Origin of the sequence: Pedobacter hiemivivus (assembly GCF_004331685.1) — a bacterium.
Taxonomy (GTDB): domain Bacteria; phylum Bacteroidota; class Bacteroidia; order Sphingobacteriales; family Sphingobacteriaceae; genus Pedobacter; species Pedobacter hiemivivus.
In genome coordinates, this window is record NZ_SJSM01000001.1 from 663,831 (window position 1) to 683,341 (window position 19,511).

Sequence of the window (19,511 nt, forward strand, 5' to 3'; positions counted from 1 at the left end):
TGTTAAATAATCTCAATAATTGGAGGAAGCTTATGTTGCTCCACTTCTTTGAGCCACTTTTCTTTGGCAACACTCAATTTTTTAAAGTCCTTCTGTTCTACAATTTTTTTAATCTCAGCAAGGCCGTTCGAACTAAATTGCTGAACTTTCTCTGCGTATTCTCTAATTCTTGTTTCATCTTTTGTAAATTCCAGAGCAGCTAGATTGACAACATGACCGGAGTACCCAACATATTTAAGGAGCAGCTTTAGGATAAGGTTGTGGAGCTTTAATGAAATCTGTTCAAGTTCATACGCAAAACTTGCATCTAAGGGAGAATTTCCATGCAGATAAGTATTACGTTCATTAATTGTCTTTATTTCTTCTTTCGTCAGGTTTATTCCATACAAAGCAAAGGTTTTAACCAATTTATCCCGATTGGTCGGCGAATTTAAAGCCCTGATTTTATTGTTCAATATCTGTATCCCCTCTACAGAAATCTCTGAACTGAAACCGGCTACTACTCCTTCAAGTTCTGCCTTCAACCTCTTAAAAACTTCCTTATCTTGTACAGGATTTAATTTATCTTCATTGATCTTACTTAAAAGACCAGTTAATGTTTCCAGCGCTACTGAATACATGGCCCCTTGCTGGACAGGGTCAGAATTACCCATAGCGCTAATTACCAGTTCAACAGTGCGCAGGATTTCGTCCTCTTTCACTATTTTATTGCATAACCCCTCAAAAACCTGAATAGACATTGGAAGCCGATCTCCAGCGGACAATCCAGCCTTGACATCTTCTTTATGACGATCGAAAACTTGGGTGTCTATTACTCTTCTGGAGGTTATCACAGTCTCGTTTTCGAAGACGAACCAAGGACCTTCTATACTTTTAAAGTCCTGGTCCTGGGCAGTCAGGTAGTAGGCTTCATCGGCATAGTATTTACCGGAAACCACACCCAGCGCTTTCCTAATAGCCAAGGAATGCCTCCTGAAAACTTCATGATCCATTATTTGCTGACTATCGATAACCATAAAAGATTCATTAAGATCATATATTTGATAGCTATAGCCTTCTATCTGCATTTCCAAGAATGATATGCCTGTACGAAACCTTGGTCCAATTAAGGAATCATGTGAATTGAACGCTTCCTTATCACAAATTAGCCGTCCCGTGGATAAAACACTTCCTGCAGGACCTACAAACTCTGTATCGCGTATTGGTACTATCACCCGCTGGTAACAGGCATTATATTCTGACGCAGTCAGTGTCTTGAGGTTACTAAAATTGCCCTTAAGCTGTTGAGGCTGGTATGGCACACGGGTAGAGAAGTTTTTAACTGAATTTTCCCCAGTCTTGATGGTAGAGGCTTTATTTTGGAGATACAAGGATCTATGTAAACCGTATGATTCTTTAAACAAAACACCTCCCACATCAGGTATGCTCTCCATAATGATATTGAAGGAAAAGCCCTGCCCGTCTGTATGCTTGGTATAGGCAGTATGTTTACTAGATTCAACCTGACTCTCACGCGTGAAATAGAACAATGTTATTTCAAACTTGTTAAGTGCTTTGAAATCACTGATTCTCGTTAATGAAGGAAGCACATATTTAACTGGCGCATTATTCAATAACGTTCCGGTTTCAAGCGGCTTGGAAAGGATTTTTGCCATTCCGTCATCTTTACTAATACGCTTCCCAATACTTTTTTTCCAGATTCTGAGCGTTTCTCTAATATTAGCAGAAAACAACCATCTCGGTAGAACCTCGTGGGCGGCTTTCCTTCTCTTTATACATTTCTGCGGATGCTCACTTTCCCCATCGCTTAGATGCTTTGACCATACAGGTGTATGCAAGTGGATTTTTGTGCGAACAATTTCTGCAATAATACCAGCAAAGCTGTAAGGTCCTACCCAATGATTACTCTCGGTTAAATAAAAATATCTACGCATCTGTTTGCTTTAAAAAATTAATGAACCGCAAAGTTCGTTAATTTTTTAAAGCGTGCCATCTGTAATGAGATTTTCCAGGCTGTCCATTGGAGTCCAAATTCCAGATTTTACTTTAAGATAGCTTTTACACATATTTAAGATCTTTAATTCATCACCGAACCTAATCATCTGCCTATCAATTTCTGTTAAACCCTCAAAAGCATTGTCGGCAAATCCATAAGTGGATAAAAACAATCCCGACTTCCGCTTCTCCCTGCAGATCACGCTTAAAAACTCCCTGATAGATGTGGCACCAACCCGCTGCTTGGATCGCCAATGTTTAATCTCCACGATATAGGATTCATCAGTACCTTTATTGTTGCACTCCAGTATGATGTCCTTACCACCATCATTCGATGACGGTGTCAAAGTCACCTTAAATGACAAGCCTTCGAATAACTCAGCAATCAATCTTTCTATATCACGCCATTCCAACGACATGAGCTCACCTGGGTTTTTGACAATTTCTTCAGCGAACCGCTGACAACTCAATTTTAAGATTTGTTCAATATTAAGTTTATTGATATCCTGTTCTATCTCAATTTTTGATACCCACGTTTTAATACCATTGATATCCAGGAGCTGAATATTTATTGGCTGCTGATTCCTTGCCTGCAATGTCGACATCGGAGAAAAACCTGAAAGCGATATCAAAATTGCTTTTTCAAAATTATGATCTTCTGCAGCACGGATCAACTGCTGTATGCCGTCTTCTGCTTTTCTTGCATCCGCTTTGACTTCAACTCCAATAAGTTCATGTGAACCTCTCCGCATGGCTAAATAGTCCACGTTGCTATGACGTTCACTCATAACGAGATCCAACATATACCCATCATTGGCAAATAATGTCGAAAGAATCATGTATAAATCCTGCTCCGGATCTTGGGGTCGGTGTTTCAGCCTTCCGATAGGTGTACTATATTTTTCATCGAATTCTCGGGTCATCCTAATGAGTTCGTCTTTTTCCTTTTGTGTGAGCATTGGCTTTATATTGAAAGTTTTACTATCCTATGTTTAAGGCAAACTTATATTAAATCGGTTGTAAACCACAATAAAATAACTTTAGTAATTTAGGGGCTTAGGAACCAAATATGTCATCAATAGAAAAAACATTCTGCAACACTAACATTCGCCATTTACGCCTGTTGTTTTTGGTTGACCACAACATTGAGTCGAAGTTACTGATAGGCATAATGCTTAATAATTATCAGTTATGGGGAGGTCGATACAACCCGATCATCCCAGTTTACAATGGTCAGCTGAATATTTATTATACTAATCTATTACCTCTTTTTGATCCTGACATGGTTTATTATAGCAAAGAAATTGGCCTAGAACGCGTTAAGGAAATATGCTCTCCTTTAAATCCGAGAAAACTTATTGAATTGGATGAAAATGGCAGGAATAATCTGCAAGGCGTATATTCACATCATTTAATAGCCAACGCACAGCGACAGGCGCTACGGTTATTCCGCCCCTTCTCGCTGGTATATTTTAACCAACATGAGGAGTATTTACAGACATCTTTTTACAACCTAAGCTTTGGAATTGGAAACGAATATATTGAGGATGCTGAACACATATCAGAAATCAAAAAAACTGTTTTGGATGCCACCGATATCGCCCAGACGAATCTCCATATTGCAAAGGAGCGCCCGTTTTTCAACTGTCTGCTTTCACAGTTGGAAGCGGATTTTACTTTGTTACGCCCCACGAATGACTGGGAGCTCAGCTGTCTCGAACTCATCATTTATGATGAACAGAATGCTACTGACGACCTCGTTTATTTTTGGAATCGTGCTTTGTCGCAAAAGCCCTCAGCAGAGATCCTCCAGCTTATTGCCAGCAAAAAACAACTGGAACTACTGATCACTGATCCGAATTTTGGCCACCTTCTACATTCTTTAACTTATGGAAAAGCCATTTATTTACAATCTTTTACGCTAAGTCACGTTCATTTTCAAGAATGTCTGTCAAAGCTAAATGCAACTTATCCTAGTCTTATTTTTCTTACTCATTCTATGCTAAGCTGCCCTCGCATTTCCAACGGCGAATTCTATCCATACCGGAGACTTGTCAAAAAAAAGAAAAACGTCCTTTTGGGCAAGAAAGAGTTTTTAAATACGCCCGCACCGGCTTTCACAATTAACCGAACCATTCAAACCGGGCACTATGTTTATGATGTAGAATTTTTTCAAGAGTTGGAAAATAAGATCAATTACATCAAATTCCCTAAAGGTACTCCACCTTTTTTTATACTCGGTGTTGCAGATTCAAGGGTGAATAAGCTTCACCATACCTCGTTTTTCTTAAATCCAGAAATTAGTGGAGTAGATGTTGAAGTACCTACGGCAATAAATATCATTAATGTCAGGATTGGTCAACGAGAAGCTTACGGAGAAATAATCGAAGCACCGGTCAGGCGATTGCGCCCCAGTGATGCAGGTCTTAAATTAGCATCATTCATCAAACTATTTGATGGAAGTATCGGCGATTGCCAAAGCTTATTGCTAGAGCGATTTTGGGTTGACCTAATCCTAGGAATATCTACCGGTAAAAATAGGAAGACGTTCTTCTTTAATAGGACCGTCAATACTGAAGCGGCTGAAACCAATGAGGAATTCACAGTAAAGATGGGAGCCAGCAACATCCATAACAATGACGGAACTTTCAGTTACCTTGATTTAAAAACAGAGCGCAGGCTTATCTACCTAGAGAATGTTCAGAGTGTCCGGCAATTGCTAGAACGATCAGATGTAGAATTAAACGACGATAAACTATTGATGTTTATAGAAAAATCAGTGGAGAAAGATTTCATGGAAAGTATTGATTTCGATCTGCAGACTTTTGTAAACATGGACGCTTTATTTATTGGCATGAAAGTCAAATGTCATCACTGTGGATCGAATGAGTGGTACCCACTTTCAGACTTAAACCACAAAATGAGTTGTAAAGGCTGTCTCCAATCCGTTGTACCGGCCGTCCAAAGCCATCTTTATTACCGGTTTAATGATGTGATCTATAACAACCTTTCCAGCGATCCGGTAAAAAGAGCTAAACAGTTTAACGGGAATTATATTGTTTTACTTACACTTGGTTATTTTTCATTGCGCCAGGGTGCATACGAAAGTTTTGCATGGGCACCGAGCATGGACATCCTTGTCCGGTCAGGAGATCATTGGATGGCTACAGATATAGATATAGCCATGATCGCAGACGGCATGTTGATCATTGGAGAAGCCAAGGCATCGGGTTCGGATTTTAAGGCAAAACAATTCGAACAATTGACACTCATGGCTGACGCGATAAGGCCGGACAAGTTGATTATTGCATACTACCAAGGAACGATCAATCAGAGCCGAATCCAGAAATTAAAAGAACATGTTGCTTCCTACGGTGGTACTGTTATTGTGCATAAAGTCGAAGAAGCCAGTTATATGTTCGGCCGATTCATGTAATTACTGTTTATGGCATTCGTCTGAGCAGTTTCAATGTGGTCCTATGATGAAATCTAATTTATGATACCTATCTGACAGGACAAATAATCCACAAGAGTTAACTATTAGGTGCTTTTAGCATTGAATCGACTATCATCCTCAGACAAAACATATCTACTTTCAATTTTCGCAAAATTGTATCGAATTATCCAATCTTAAACTTAATCTACTGAAAACCGGTCGGCAACACATCCACATCTGCAATAGGATTAAGCACAATTCTATTAGCGGCTTCCTTTTTCATTTTATCAATGAGATGTAGGTATCGTTGCGTACTCTTAATACTCCTACCCCAACCGTTTGAATAACCATAACACAACTTGACACCTTTAATGATACTCCCCTAGGATTTTACTCCACCAATCATTTCGTACATATGAATATTTATCGGTACCTAATGGCACCCTCGCAACGGGACTAGGTGATTTTAATGAGATAATTCTAGCTCGTACTAGAGATAGCTCTCGTCTCCATGTTGCAAGAGTAGAACCCGTTCCCCATGTTGAATACACTTTAAGGTTTGGATTCGCTCGGATGACAGTATTGATCGCGTCGGTATTATATATTCTCTTGACTTGGTTGTTAATAATAACTGAGTCGCTGTATCCTTTCCCGGTTACGAGATGCACTTTTTCATCCGCAATCTCAATGCTACTAATCATGTCCATACATGCTACGCCATTGGCAATTAGCCTTTCAAAGAAGTCTTCACGCAATTTTAAGCCATAGTTCATGAACTCATTGGGAAAAACCTCATCTAAGATCTTCCATGTGAAATTTTTATTTCTTCCATAAAAGTACCGCACGGGATCTCCTCCCTCAGGATTAAACGTACCCAAGAAAAGATGCTTGATTTTCCATTTCGGCACAAAGAATGGTTGATTAATTAATTGGTGGTTGATAGTCCTCATACTGAGCTTTATAATGTTAGAGTATTTTTTACAGTTATAGAGAACTTCAATAACTTTGGTTCGACCAATGATTAACAAACCTGGTGAAATTCCTATTGCAATGTACGGTTATAGCCAGTTATTTTACATTTCCCCCAACCGACTACATAACTTCCGTCGGGATAGATCTGAAAAATAATCTTAATTTGGGTTAATCAATCTGAAGCCCACACCATATCTATCTTTGTTCGCATTATTGTAATCTTCTCGAAGTTTATGGAAAAGCTCTTTCTGATCATCAAAAAGGTTTTCCTCTGATATAATTGTTTTAATGATGTTAATCTTGCCAAAGCTAGATCCAAAGCAATAACCTTCATCAGTTGCAGCGATAAAACTAATCTCTTCATTGGTACTGTTTTCAAAACTATTATATACAGCTTCGTGGCCTTTATTTGCAACAACTTTATAAAATCCCCAGCTTTTGGCGAAGTACAACCGGATCAATTGTTTATTTGCAAGCTTATCATCTTTAACAATACGTTCCCTATAACGCTTAAAAAAATGCGGTGGATAAATGGATGTAGTTATCAAATCCACTGACAGTGCAGCGGCATATTTCCCCTCTGGTCTATCATAAATCCCGTACACGCTTAATAAGGGTTTATCAGAGTTGCCTTTGGTTAAGGCTGTAAGGGTTACAATAAAAAGATTTTTTTTTATGGGAGTATTCAGCTCGTAAGTAAATGTGTATGGAAAACGGCTTGCTTTGAGAACTTTTCTTCTAAAGTCCTTCTTGCAATGGTTCATTTTACCATTCAATGTCGGCAGATCTGTGAAAAGCTCATTGTGGATTTCCTGTAAAGTCATCGCCTCAACAATCATGCATCTATCTATTTAAGGTTAATGGTTAAAAAATAATAGTGACTAGCAGACCTTCGTTTTTTGAGACAGTTTACCTGAATCTAGTCCGTCAACGCTTGGAACGCAGATCTTCAGGCATAACCTCATTCAACCTGCCATTCAGCTTTGCGGTTCCTGTCTCCAAAATGTTCAAGGACTCGTTATTGTGGGAGTCCTAAATTATCCTTGTTTTTAATTTACCTTATACCAATTGTCAAATAAGTTCTTCACCTCCTCGTACTGATCTAATGAAAGAAGTTTAGATTTATCAAGGGTTATTACATTTGCCTTTTCAGCATATGGGGATAACTGAGGGTTATCCATAGCACATAAAAAGATTTGAGATTTTTGGTTGAGTTCAGAAGTAAGAATTTTGATTATTTTATCATAATTCGCGCTAGACTGTTCGTGTTGATTCGGTGTATCAATAACTAAAGGGGCATTCACCTCTTTTGCATGTCTATTTACAAGAGAATAAATAGTTAAGTAATAGGCTAGAATCGCTCTCGACCCTTCGGCAGCACCGCCTTCTTTTATTATTTTAGCATAGTCAAGCGGCGATTTAATTTTAGAAAGATTAACAGCCTCGGCGCCCAACAAATCAATGAACTTACTGAAAATTGCAATGAAATCATCCGTAATTACTTTTTTCTCTTCCAGAGTCAGTAGTCCAGCCTGCGTTTTTTTGATATCTTTTATCTCACCTTCAATGGTCGTCACTTCCAGTAACCTTAAATCTTTGTCAGCCTGGACGTTTTCTCTCAAAGAATCTGCCCCCATTCTTTTTATGATATTCCCATAAGTTACACCAACTCCCTCGTCAGAAATTACATATTTTTCATTTATGCTCTGAATCTGCGATCTCGCCGTCGATAGGTCCTCTTGGCTAGCTGCAATACGCTGTTCCAGTGTTTGAATATCCGATGTGATATTTGAAAGTTGTTTCTCTGCCTGAGCTAGATCAGTCATAATAGAGGCTCGATCAGCCAATGTATTTGTGTGAAAAGTTCCGCATAACGGGCACTCTAGTTCGTCGCCAAGAATATTTTCCACAGCAAATTTATAGTCATCCTGAAGATTAGAGATTATTCCTTCTGATATCTCCTTTTGCTTTTGTAGATAGGATTTCTCTCCCTGAATTAGCACAAACTCATGAAGCAGAGATTCTTGAGTTTTTTCTAGACTTTCAAGATCAACTCTTATTTCGTGAGTCATCGCCTCGAACTTTTGGTTATTGAAAGTCGAAAGTTTAACCTCAGGGATGTAATCTTCGACTATTTCCAGGGCAATGTTTATTTTATTAATTCCTTCATTGATCTGGTTTTGCTGGTTAGACTTCTGATATTTTTCCAATTCTAGCTCAAAGTAACCTGGCGTAAGTAATCCAACATGATACTTTATTACAGTGGACTTCCAATCCGCATACTGTTGAAATCCTTCAAAATTGTTCCAAGCTTCAGACCAACTTTTCTTCTGATCAATGTAAAATGGTAGAAAATAATATGCAGGGGAAGGTACCTCGAGCACTCTGCTAGACTTGTTTGGAAGCAGCACTTTGAAGTTAAGCAATTTTGCCATTTTCTCCGAGTATTCGCCAGTAATTTTATCGAACTTAATCGGAAGCTCATTGCCAACCTTTAGCTCCATTAAATTTTTATACCGTTTTATACTGTACTTTTGCTCACCAATCTTAAAGTCAATAATTGTTTTACTATCCTGATCTGCCCATTTTGTGTCAAGCACCGGTGGGCAGCCCAAGGCCCAAAACAGTAGTTTTGCCAAAGTTGATTTTCCTACGCTATTGTCTTTCGCCGTGATCAGATTTAGTCTCGGGGAGAATTGAAACCGATTTGCCGACTTGTTTGAATCGGATAGAACTAGCAGTCGTTCGAATTTTAAGCTTTGCATGTTTGCCAAGTCGTAAGTTTCTAATTAGTAGTTTGAAATTTTCTCTACTCATGTGAATTTATAATGTATTCGCATATTATGGCAGCATGGAGATCCAGTTCAGTATTTAGCATCTCCTTTATCTTAACATCAACACTTGAGGCCACAATATCAAGAAAAGTTTTGAAATCATCTCCAGCACTACCAATGTTTGACTTGATCGCACTTATGATATTTCTGCTAATATCTATCTGACGAGTATCCCTGGCGCCAATTTTTTGCAGCTTATAGCGGTTAAATGATTTTCTCAGTCCTGTTTTGCTTAAGGTTTTCAAACCTAGCTCTTCACAAATTTCACTGAATGCTGAATTTGTTTGGTCATCATCCTTTAGATTTGTATAAGTATTGACCGCAATAGTCAAGCTTGCAGACGTCAAAGATTTTTTCTTGAGGACATCTTCCCACTCGATATAATCAGTCGTAATCATCCCTTTTCTCCCAAGCTCATCTATCAGTAGTCTGTAAATCTGTGTAGCATCACAATAGCTTCCCGGATACTTTTCCGCCACCATTTGTGATATCTTTCCTATTACGGTGTTTTGAAAGCCCTTTTCCTGAAGTTCAGGTATTACGAAACTAATTGTTTCTGGTACCTCTGTTATGCTAAGTTCGGTTTTTAGAGCCTCTGTTATTCTCTTTTTTAAACCATCTTCTAAGTCGTTGAGCGTGATTTTTTCTAAATTGACATCAGGATCTTTTAAATCCAGTGAAAAGCTATTGGTAGCTACTAAGTTTATAGACTTTACTTTGTCGGCATATGTTTTGTTTGCCACATTGCCAAGCAATTTTCCTAAAACAGTTTTCCCAGATTTTTTCTTAATCACTAAGGCATGTTCTGTGAACGCACCATCAGATGTTTTTACCTGATTAAAATCGAATTTTGCTTCATTTTGGTCAAGAGAATCAGATAATACTACATCTTCATGCAATTCCATGAACACAGCAAATTCTTTATCTTCTATATAAAGAGATATTATAGTGAATAATGCCCAATGATATTGGTAATGATATTTTTCCCAAGTTTCACTGCCGGCGGATTCCCTTTGAGATCCAAATAGGGGATTTTTAGCCAATTCCTTTAAACTAACTAAAGAAAATTATTATTCTCAATCCAGAAAGTATTGATATATTAAATAATTTGTCTTGCTTTTTAAAAATGAAAGGCGAAGTTATCATAGAGCTTTTGTTAAATTCATTAGATTGAGATAACCCAAAAATAGTATTAATTAGAGAATTCACAACTAGTATTTTCTTAATTAAAATCCTTTAGGACAAAAGAGTATGTCATTTTATCAATAGCGAGGTGTGTGTTACCCTATGGTTGCAAAAATATTTATTATAATATACCCTGTATTCACTATATGTTCGTTTTTTAAGACTAAAAAATAATTTCATGTATAATTGTTGCAGGAAGTTTTACTATATATTCAAAATATGGGTTGTTAGTAGATTTACCTTGCCAATAAGCGTGGCCAAAGAATGAGCCGGCAACATTCTGCGTACCTAAGAAAATATAATTCATATCGACTTTTACAAAATCCTCAGTAGAAATAGCATAAATTTTAGCTTTTGGATTTCCATATTTGTCTCGAAAAATTTTTGCTTCTTCTATACTTTCAACGGCAAAAATTGATTGATATCGGGAATGTAATTTTGGGTAAAAGGCTTGACGAACATATTCTAAATTCATTTCTGTTAAATAGGAAACTTTGTGTGAATAATTGCCTGTAATGCCAACTGTATGTCTCTCCTTTAAATATTTCCATCCATGGTATGAAAGCCCGTCTGGATAAATAGTCTCCAAATGTGCCTGTAAGTCATTACCAGAAAATAAATGAGGTGTTTCCCAATAGGGATTGTTGTACGGATCTGATTTCGTTAATTCAATTTTCTGAATGCCCATTAATAAATCACCCCTATCAACATGGTATAATGTCATATTGTTCGTTTATTGAGACAGGAATCGTTCACTGCCCTTCACCTGAAAATCCCGACTCTATTTAAGGGCGGGTTATTACATAAGGGGAAAGATAGTTTCTACAAGTGGGGAAGGAGCAGCAACAGTCCGTCACCGACACCAGACTAAACATTCCATCTTTTGAGATTGGAGCCATCACTTTTTCTTCCCTTTTTATCTTTCCTGGTATGTAGGATTTGATCAGATGTAAAAAAGTGATCATCTGGAGAGTGATCACTAGCACCAAGCTAACCTTCTTTTTTGTTTAAACATGTTAAGTTTTAAGTTCGAGAACTAACATCCTTCGCATTGACAAAATGTAACCCCAAGAACAGGATCATAATAACAATATTTTCGTTTTCCTTTACCGCAAGAATCACAAGAATAATATATTCCTGAATACTTCCGTTCTGATTGGTTTTGAAGATTATCTGCACCTCGTTCCACCTCCACCTTTTGTTGTAGTTTATCAACAATATGGTTTATCAATCCGCTTAAAAAGCCATTATTGAGCGTTTTTTTTTCTTCGTTTAATAATTCTAAGAATTTTTCATTTGTGATATTATTTTTAGAAAACGCAGGCCCAAATTCAACCTCTAATTTTAAATAAAAATTCTTATCCAAGCTTGAACGGTCCTTAATCATTTCTATTGGTTCTTTTTTCATTGTCGTTAAATTAAGTTTATATTAAATTAGGCAATAAATTTAAATCTTCGTTTTTTGAGACAGGAGCCTTTCAATCCCCTGACGCCTGAAAATCCCACCTCTGTTCCAGGGCGGGGTATTGAGGAGAAAGAGAATTTCTCCTCTTTTTCTGGATATGATCAGCTAAGGACGGTTACTTACGACAGGCTAATCTTCGTTTTATATATATAACTAAAAAAGTGTCAGTGTATAGGTCATTATTCTATATATAAATCCCTATTTAGTTAATAGTTGAATAGATGTTAAGCTGATGTATTAGTGAAAAGTTTTAATAAAGCATTTCACTGTAAGGTATTTTTCTACAGGGTGAGATTATGATTTGAGCTCAAATCCAATCACCACATGATGAACATTTGGCTGCCCTCGAACGTTGCAATAAGTAGACGTTGTAAAGTGATCCCATAAGCGCATTGAAAAATGATTAATCACACGTCCTCCGCAAGCTTCCTCTGGGCTTATAGCACCAAATTCGGTACTACTTTGAACCATATATGCATAATCATTAAGCTCATCACTAAAAATAACTGCCATGTTATAACCATAACGCTTACCGATTTGATCATTTGGTTCAACAAGATGATAAACTGGTAAGGCTAAGTATTCCTCAGTAATATGTGTGAGTGATTCAACAGCCATTCCTGTAATTTCACTAGTTCTTTGTTTACTCTCTTTAACGGATATTAATGCCATGGTTCTTAGGTTGTTTTAAAATGCATATTTCATATATTCAGTATTTACTGTCTGAAGGTTCTCGTTAATAATCAGCTCAGTTTTAGGAAGGTTCTCTTCGATCCGGTATTCCGTAAGTTGTATTAAAGGTGTGCTGTTCATTCCAGCTGCCGAATTTAGCCTTTGAACATCTTCTAATTCTATTAACGATATTGAATTAACGAGTCTATCAGGTAAAAGGAAGCTTAATACCAGCGACCACAAGTCCTGTGATTGACGGCTCTTGCCGTAAAATATGGTTTGAAAGGGTTTTAAATTAAAAAATGATGCGCTAAGTGGATCATCATAATTCACCAAAGTTGCACCGTCCATATCACCTTGAGCATGCATATAACTGTTTACAAGAATCTCGGTGAAGGATGGGTAGAATTTTTGCCCTGACTTGTTTGTGAAGGAAATTTTTGCCTGATTGATGGAACTTATATATAGCCGATTATAAGTAAAACTATTCTGTGAAAACCTCGGATCAGATATTAGCCTCTCGTTCAATCGTTCTGATGAATCCAGTATTTCTAAATTATTTACTTCCTTAAAAGACTTCATTTTAATATCGGTACGTCATTGATCGCATATAAGTAGCACTTTCAAATTTTGTCTGTTGCAGCTTTTATATGAAATTAGTGATTATTTAATAAAATAAATTATTTAAACCTTGAATTCGTTTAGCTAATATGAAAAAACTGTAAACTTTCGTTTTTTAAGACTTTCTTTACACTGAGGGAAAAGAAGATCTGTTCATTTTATTGCTGATCACTGGTACCAGGTTAATCTTCGTTTTTTGAGACAACCTTTCCATTCTTTCTCTATAATATATGTTTTTCCTTGGCTTGGATAAAAAAAAGAGAGCGAAAATAAATTTAAGACAGGAGCGGATTAGAGTAACACAGCCGAACCTTTAGGAATAAAAAACCACATTTAATGTATAAATTATAACCTATTCCATGATGCTCCTCGAAATTCTATTTCTATAATACTATTTAGCATTTGGAATCAGATGTAAAAAAGAACCCCACATAAATTAATTATGTGGGGACTGTAGAACAGTTTCTCAGGCTGTTCAACTAACGCTTTCGCATACAATGTAAGGATTCTTTTTAATAAAACACCCCCTAAATATTAGCTAATAAGTATAATGAAATGATATTAGGTTAATTACAGAATATTTAGATATTACAGTAAAGTACTCTCCTCTTTATTACTACCTTCGCCGCATGAGCGATATGACAGCAGAAGATTGGGAAGCAGCATTCCACGGCATTGAATTACCAGAAACAGCACAGATAGATACAGGGGTATTCATTTCAAATGTACCGGGCTTTCTTGAAAAATCCTTTGCAATCCTTCATGGTGGCAACGAAAGAGTAGCAGAGCCAGTTCGATAGAGACTTCAAAAGCTATTGGATATTGCAAATGAAGCCAATGGCGTGAAGGAGTAAACTATGTTTCATGCATCTCGCACCTAGCTATTACTGGTTTACTTTCTTCCGTTTAAGCTCGTAATAATTGTGGATCTTTTTGTTAAAAGCGTCAATTTCTTTGTGCGTTCGTTCAAGAAGATCAATCCGTTCCTGCAAGCCTACTAATGGATGTTTTATAGCGAGTAACCGGAATTATTCTATGAATTAAGATGATCCTTTTAATTCATCATTAACGATACTAGCTGCCAAAACCAGGGTATGAAGATATTCGTAATAAGCAATCAGATTAGCACGTTCTGCATTAGGTAATATGCGGCGGCTCTTGGTATAAAAACTTTGTTGGATCATTCTCCAGAGATATTCGAGACTATCATCAAGCGAATAAGTCTCAAAAAAATCTTTTAATTTAGTTTTTGCGAACGCGTTAAGCTCAGCTTTGGTTCCTGATGGTCTTTTGTGTAGAAATTGGTCGGGTGTATACATTTGCTCATTTTTTTAAGGTTCAAAAAATGAGTCTCTTGGGATTTATAGAAAGCTATTTGGCTTTTATCTAATGAACCAAAGGTGCACCATAGCGAGAGCTCTAAATACCGCACTTATGGGCTTACCACAGCCTTGGGAACGGGTTTACAATAGAAGCTATAACGCTACAGTGCACCTGCGAAAGTACAACAATATTTGTTATAGGCATTAATCTACTGTCTCTTCCCCGTAGTTGTGGTAATTTATAAGTGGAGACTCTGAATTAATACTTCATTTAAGAAGTATGATCTGTTATTGTCGTTTCTTTATTTCATTGGCTATCAGTTTTAGGTGATTAATTTTGATATTTTTATCAGGTTATTACAGCAAACATCTCGAAATAATTAATGATAAACCTTACTTAGCTGAAATTTGGTGGAAAACGCAGTATAATTACCTCCCAACAAAATTAAATACTGAGGAGGTGATACAACCTCCTCAATATTTTAAAAAAATCTTCTAAAAACCAGATAACTGGCGACTAAGCTTATACAGATCAAACCATAATCCCACATCTTTAGCGGCTCTGTCTTTTTCACTATTGTTTCCTGTTTAGCCTCTTGCTTTTCTTCTATTTTTAATTTATCAGTTTTTGCCAAATCAATTTGTTCCCTGATATTTTGAACCTGATAAAATCCGCTATCATTCCAATAAGTAAAGATCTGCGTTTCTTTATTTGCAGTTTTAAAAAGCAACTGGCTTGATTCCAGCTGCTTTTCCGATGATTGCTTATCTGTTGTAGCAGTTTTACTTGTTTTATTAAATAAAGCGCAACCAAATAAACATATTACCATAACAATTAATATTCCTTTCATTTCTAAGTTTTCTAAGGTAAAGTGCGAGTTTTTGTGATCCAATTCGCAAAACGATGTATGCTACGGACGTGCCTTGTTCGGCGATAAACACCGTCCCCTTCCCTACTACCGTTTAAATTAGTGTTCCCTTCGACGCTGAAAACCCAATCATTCCTTACCTCCAAAACTATCCCGCAATGCCCTATCCGTTTTAAATGCTCAAAGTATATTCCCAACACCATTCCAGCCATCGGATTCTTGGCAATCCGATCAGCTGGGAAAATTGAAGGACTCCAGGGCGTACGCGGTTGAGCATACCCAGATTCCCCAAAGCACCAAGAGACAAACGAAGCACACCAAGCCACTTTCTTGACTCCAACATACGCATTGTATTGATCCACTCGCGGACCACCGTTTTCCATATATTCCCGAACGCCAATTTCCTTTTTAGCTGTTTCGATGATAGTTCTTGCATCTCCATCAGCTATACGATTGCGGTCAGCACCCCAACTGCTGCCAATAAAAGCAAGCCAAATGAAGCCCAATAAAATCCTAATTGTTGCCATAATTCCATTTTTTTAAAAGATAAAACCATCTCAGTTAATAAAGGCAAGCCCAGCCTCATCCAAAAACTTTGCAGTAGCCACCAGCTTAAGCCTGTCACTATCAAAAAGCAAATCAGACTCATTAAGATCAGTAACCAGATGTTTGGATCAATAAATCCGATAGTAGCATCAGAATTTATGACCAAACGTTGCAGAAAAGGCCAGATTAATAAGAGTAAACCAAATAATAGATAAGGTGTATAGTTTCTCTCAGAAACATCACCCTTTGTTATTTTTAAGCTATTCATCATTTGTTTTTTAAGTATTGTTAAGAAAATTGGAAGGCCGTTTCCGGCCCTCCATTAATTTAGTTCATGGCGACGATCATGATCTTCCCGACATAGTGGCTGTCGGATACCAGTCCATCTTTCAGTACTGAACTAAAATTCATCCAACCATGCACGTAATCCTCACCAAATTCCGGAGGTAACTGCAATTTAAAGACCCCAGCAGAGCGGGGAGCAGCACCCATTAGGCTAACAAACTGCTTTTTTGTTGGATTGTAGACCAGTAAATTAGCCATATCAGAAGCATCTTTATACTTATGATCTGCGATAGCTAATTGATCAGTCCATTCAAAATCCACTTTACCCGGCGCGGTAGCAGCAAGATTCATCTGACTAGGTAATAGCAGTTTTCCACGAGCAAATCTCACCTTTGTGTAATCCATTTCAACCGCTGTTCCTACTGTTGTAACGGCTCCCGTTAAGTGATAGCTAACAGCCTCGTTCATGGGTGAATTTGATGCTGATCTGTTACCATAGAACAATTCGATAAAATTGCTAAATGAACTTAAAAAGGCCGTAACCAAAGCAAACTTAGATCGTTGGAATAACTGTTTCAGCGTAGCCGGCTTATTACTAGGCCTGGTTAATCCTTTGATTACGTCTCTATTGCGGAAACGTGATCCTATAACTGCACCTGTTTTGTTTCTGAAGCCGCCAAGGACTCCCCATGTGATAATTCCCATTTTTTTTAAATTTTAAAAGTTAAAAATTTTGTTAATTACGTTATCCGTTTCCAAAAGCCCTGCAGTGCCTCTTTCCACAAACAACATCACAAAGAGAAAGAATCATGGTAAGCTCTACCAGCTCCGGGGGTTCCGGAACCCTCCCCTAAAAACAGGCAAAAACCTATTCAACGCCACACGTAAGCCATAAAAATTTTTATAAAAGAATTATCCAAATTCAAATTCGTCATCCAAAACTTTTAACATACGAACCAAAACTACCCGAACTGTTTTCGCTGTACTTTGTACCACCTGCTTATATTTGGCACCAAAACTTGTTGCGGAAATACCGGCACTACCTACTCCAGGTGTTTGAAAAATACTTGCGATAAAATTTAACAATTCTGTTTTTACGCCCGGCTCGATAGCTTTTGCTGCAATCATGAGCTTAATAAAGTAGGCCAAAGCATCAACTGACAATGGCGTGCGAATTTTATAATTACCAGTGTGGGTTACAGGTGCAGAATTGACTTGTGGACCGGTGGGTTGTTGTACGTTCACAGGTCGGCTCATAGCTGCTTTCTTTGTTCTGATTCTCAACTCCACGTTTACAAATTCCGATAGCAAGCACTTGATTCGTTTTCGATCAATGTCATAACCCAAAGCTGATTTACGATAGGAATCGCGTGCAAAGCTCCTTTCCAGATGATTTAAGAAGCTCATTTGTTCCTCTTCGGTAATACGTGCAGCCAGCTCATCCATCATGACTTGTTGATAATACTTGATAAATGTCCCACTATTGAAATTCATCCCTATCAGTAAGTCTATCAAATGCCGTTCAAAATCGGATTTATCTGATTTTTTACACAATTCTATCAGGGCATCCTGAAATGCGTTCATATAATCTACCCGATAGTAGTAACACCGCGTAGCCTTTAACAAATCTGCCATACTTTCCAAGACGAGCTTATTCAATTTCAGGCCTAGGCCTAAGTTTTTGAAATAGGCCGTAATCAAGCACGTTTGGGATTCAATCCGAACCTGTTGCCTCCTTAAATGGATAACAGGCATTTGCACCTTTTTTTCAAGATAGCGACTACAATCAGATTCTAATTTGTCCATTACATTATCCAGGCACTTTATAGTGGCCGATTTTAATGCATCCATTTCTGGCGGCAGGTTTTGATACTTATCAATTTTATCCAACAACGTAATGCATTCCCCATGAATCTGGCGGATCTGACGACCAACCATCTTTCCCAAAAAAATGCTCCCAGTAAAAAAACAAATGGTTTCATACATTTCAGCAGTAATCTCAGGCAGCGTTTCAACCCAGGTATTTATTTGTTGTTTGTTGAGCGTACACTTTTTTATGTCCATGTCATTAACAATAAGCGTACGTAAGGTGTGAGTGGTATGTGTTCTCATGGTTCAATTCGTCCTAAATAAATACTGTTTGCTATTTTTTTCCTATTAAAAGAAGTTACACCTAAATAAACCTCTAATATTTTACCTTTTAAATGAGGGTTGAACTGAAAGCGACAATGCATAAGTGCCCGCTGCTTACCGCCAGAGAAACCATCGGCAATTTTAAGTTCAGGACAATACAAAACCAACATCAACTGATCATCATGTGACGCTTTAGGATTCGTATTTTTTTGCCAAGTCAACTCAATTGTATCTGGCGCAATTAATGTGATTACGGGATCCATAAGCCCAGGTAAAACCCCTACACTCATGACCATTTTGCTGTAATCAACCCCAAGATCTGGATGGACACCTGTAATGGCTTGATGAAAATTAACAGAATAAGCAGCGCTAATCGCAGTTTTTCGTATGGCCAGGTTTTGAAAGCCAATGCTCATGTAGTGATGAAAAGGCACCAACAAGATGTTTGTAAATTTCATTTTCTGCTCGTTGGCAATCTGTTTCATGGATCTAGGATCTGGAATAGCTTTAATATCAGGAGCCTTTCTTATATAAGGGACTCCCATCCACGTGGCCCCTACTATTGGACCTATTTTTCCGGAAATCGGGCCGAAAATCCCGTACTTTAATTTTGCCATAACATTTAATTTTTAATATGTTTTATGTCTATTGATCAATTGCAAATTCCTTCGGGAAGCCTTGTTTAGGGCTAGGACCGAATAAGGAGTACCATAGGCACATCGTAGGCACCTCGTAGGACTAACGGTCCAATAAAAGCCCTTTGACAGCCCTTTATGGGACCTTTTAAGGTAAACGCGTGCCCGAAGCCTTACCGAAGGCCTATGCAAGCCTCGGGCAAGCGCTATTAATTTCATTTCGTTTAATTGTTTTGTGCTCATGGAATAAATATAGAGCAGGCAAAAATGGTGGCTGATCGAAAACAACACTTTTAACCCATTTTGTAACATTTGTATACATTTAGTCTAAAATGAAACTTTAGCACACAAACTTATCTTTACAGTAGAAAAATATACATATATTGAGACCAATCAACCAAATGTTAACCACCCGCCAGGAAGGTTCCATAAAGGCTCCCGCCTTTTTGCTAGCGCCACTTGATCTGTTACGGTATAATCAGCCATGATATGGAAAGAGTATGTGTATATCCAAAAGATGTTTGTAAAGTGACTGGAAAAG

The 19,511-nt window shown here is 37.7% G+C and carries 19 protein-coding genes; 2 read left to right on the top strand and 17 right to left on the bottom strand.

All coding sequences use genetic code 11. From position 1 onward, the window contains the following. Positions 1–2: 2 nt before the first annotated feature. Positions 3–1,934 carry a hypothetical protein gene (locus tag EZ444_RS02345; protein WP_131606837.1) on the bottom strand — a complete coding sequence of 644 codons (1,932 nt, stop codon included), beginning with the start codon at positions 1,932–1,934 and terminating at the stop codon, positions 3–5. Between the two features lie 45 nt (positions 1,935–1,979). Beyond that, positions 1,980–2,954: a restriction endonuclease gene (locus EZ444_RS02350; RefSeq protein ID WP_131606839.1), complete on the bottom strand. Its 975-nt coding sequence runs from the start codon at positions 2,952–2,954 to the stop codon at positions 1,980–1,982. 110 nt (positions 2,955–3,064) lie between these two features. Here EZ444_RS02350 and EZ444_RS02355 point away from each other — a divergent pair, with 110 nt between their 5' ends. Then, entirely contained in the window at positions 3,065–5,431 is a 2,367-nt protein-coding gene (locus EZ444_RS02355; protein WP_131606841.1) for a hypothetical protein, read from the top strand. 368 nt (positions 5,432–5,799) lie between these two features. On the opposite strand, the gene EZ444_RS02360 is transcribed toward EZ444_RS02355, so the two are convergent. The 8 genes from EZ444_RS02360 to EZ444_RS02395 form a co-directional block, all read right to left on the bottom strand. After that, positions 5,800–6,381 (bottom strand): uracil-DNA glycosylase family protein, encoded by a 582-nt coding sequence (locus EZ444_RS02360; RefSeq protein WP_131606843.1) that lies wholly within the window; start codon positions 6,379–6,381, stop codon positions 5,800–5,802. Positions 6,382–6,561: 180 nt separating this feature from the next. Next, a complete protein-coding gene (locus EZ444_RS02365; protein ID WP_131606845.1) occupies positions 6,562–7,242 on the bottom strand; it encodes a hypothetical protein in 681 nt (226 codons plus the stop codon). Between the two features lie 210 nt (positions 7,243–7,452). After that, the gene (locus EZ444_RS02370) at positions 7,453–9,168 is read right to left on the bottom strand and encodes a coiled-coil domain-containing protein (protein WP_131606847.1); all 1,716 of its coding nucleotides are present in this window, start codon (positions 9,166–9,168) and stop codon (positions 7,453–7,455) included. Positions 9,169–9,212: 44 nt separating this feature from the next. Next, a complete protein-coding gene (locus EZ444_RS02375; protein WP_131606849.1) occupies positions 9,213–10,280 on the bottom strand; it encodes a DUF4297 domain-containing protein in 1,068 nt (355 codons plus the stop codon). A 305-nt stretch (positions 10,281–10,585) separates the two neighbouring features. Next, on the bottom strand, positions 10,586–11,146 hold the full coding sequence (locus tag EZ444_RS02380) for a hypothetical protein (protein ID WP_131606851.1): 561 nt from the start codon (positions 11,144–11,146) through the stop codon (positions 10,586–10,588). Between the two features lie 312 nt (positions 11,147–11,458). Then, complete coding sequence (locus tag EZ444_RS02385; RefSeq protein ID WP_131606853.1) at positions 11,459–11,830, bottom strand: hypothetical protein; 372 nt, start codon at positions 11,828–11,830, stop codon at positions 11,459–11,461. Between the two features lie 351 nt (positions 11,831–12,181). Further along, a complete protein-coding gene (locus EZ444_RS02390; RefSeq protein WP_131606855.1) occupies positions 12,182–12,559 on the bottom strand; it encodes a hypothetical protein in 378 nt (125 codons plus the stop codon). Between the two features lie 15 nt (positions 12,560–12,574). After that, positions 12,575–13,141: a hypothetical protein gene (locus EZ444_RS02395; RefSeq protein WP_131606857.1), complete on the bottom strand. Its 567-nt coding sequence runs from the start codon at positions 13,139–13,141 to the stop codon at positions 12,575–12,577. A gap of 668 nt (positions 13,142–13,809) precedes the next feature. On the opposite strand from EZ444_RS02395, the gene EZ444_RS27110 reads away from it, so the two are divergent. Further along, a complete protein-coding gene (locus EZ444_RS27110) occupies positions 13,810–13,980 on the top strand; it encodes a DUF6965 family protein (RefSeq protein ID WP_165503501.1) in 171 nt (56 codons plus the stop codon). A gap of 240 nt (positions 13,981–14,220) precedes the next feature. Here EZ444_RS27110 and EZ444_RS02400 read toward each other — a convergent pair whose 3' ends face one another. From EZ444_RS02400 to EZ444_RS02430, 7 genes are all read right to left on the bottom strand, one after another. After that, on the bottom strand, positions 14,221–14,499 hold the full coding sequence (locus EZ444_RS02400; RefSeq protein ID WP_131606859.1) for a hypothetical protein: 279 nt from the start codon (positions 14,497–14,499) through the stop codon (positions 14,221–14,223). A 485-nt stretch (positions 14,500–14,984) separates the two neighbouring features. Further along, a complete protein-coding gene (locus EZ444_RS02405; RefSeq protein WP_131606861.1) occupies positions 14,985–15,353 on the bottom strand; it encodes a hypothetical protein in 369 nt (122 codons plus the stop codon). An 11-nt stretch (positions 15,354–15,364) separates the two neighbouring features. After that, positions 15,365–15,898 carry a C40 family peptidase gene (locus tag EZ444_RS02410; protein WP_225874606.1) on the bottom strand — a complete coding sequence of 178 codons (534 nt, stop codon included), beginning with the start codon at positions 15,896–15,898 and terminating at the stop codon, positions 15,365–15,367. Further along, entirely contained in the window at positions 15,817–16,185 is a 369-nt protein-coding gene (locus tag EZ444_RS02415) for a hypothetical protein (protein ID WP_131607226.1), read from the bottom strand. The genes EZ444_RS02410 and EZ444_RS02415 overlap by 82 nt, the downstream gene beginning before the upstream one ends. A gap of 59 nt (positions 16,186–16,244) precedes the next feature. Then, positions 16,245–16,907, bottom strand: a complete 663-nt coding sequence (locus EZ444_RS02420; RefSeq protein WP_131606863.1) for a DUF6266 family protein — start codon at positions 16,905–16,907, stop codon at positions 16,245–16,247. Positions 16,908–17,114: 207 nt separating this feature from the next. After that, complete coding sequence (locus tag EZ444_RS02425; protein ID WP_131606865.1) at positions 17,115–18,314, bottom strand: hypothetical protein; 1,200 nt, start codon at positions 18,312–18,314, stop codon at positions 17,115–17,117. After that, positions 18,311–18,952: a DUF6266 family protein gene (locus tag EZ444_RS02430; protein ID WP_131606867.1), complete on the bottom strand. Its 642-nt coding sequence runs from the start codon at positions 18,950–18,952 to the stop codon at positions 18,311–18,313. The genes EZ444_RS02425 and EZ444_RS02430 overlap by 4 nt, the downstream gene beginning before the upstream one ends. Positions 18,953–19,511 lie beyond the last annotated feature (559 nt).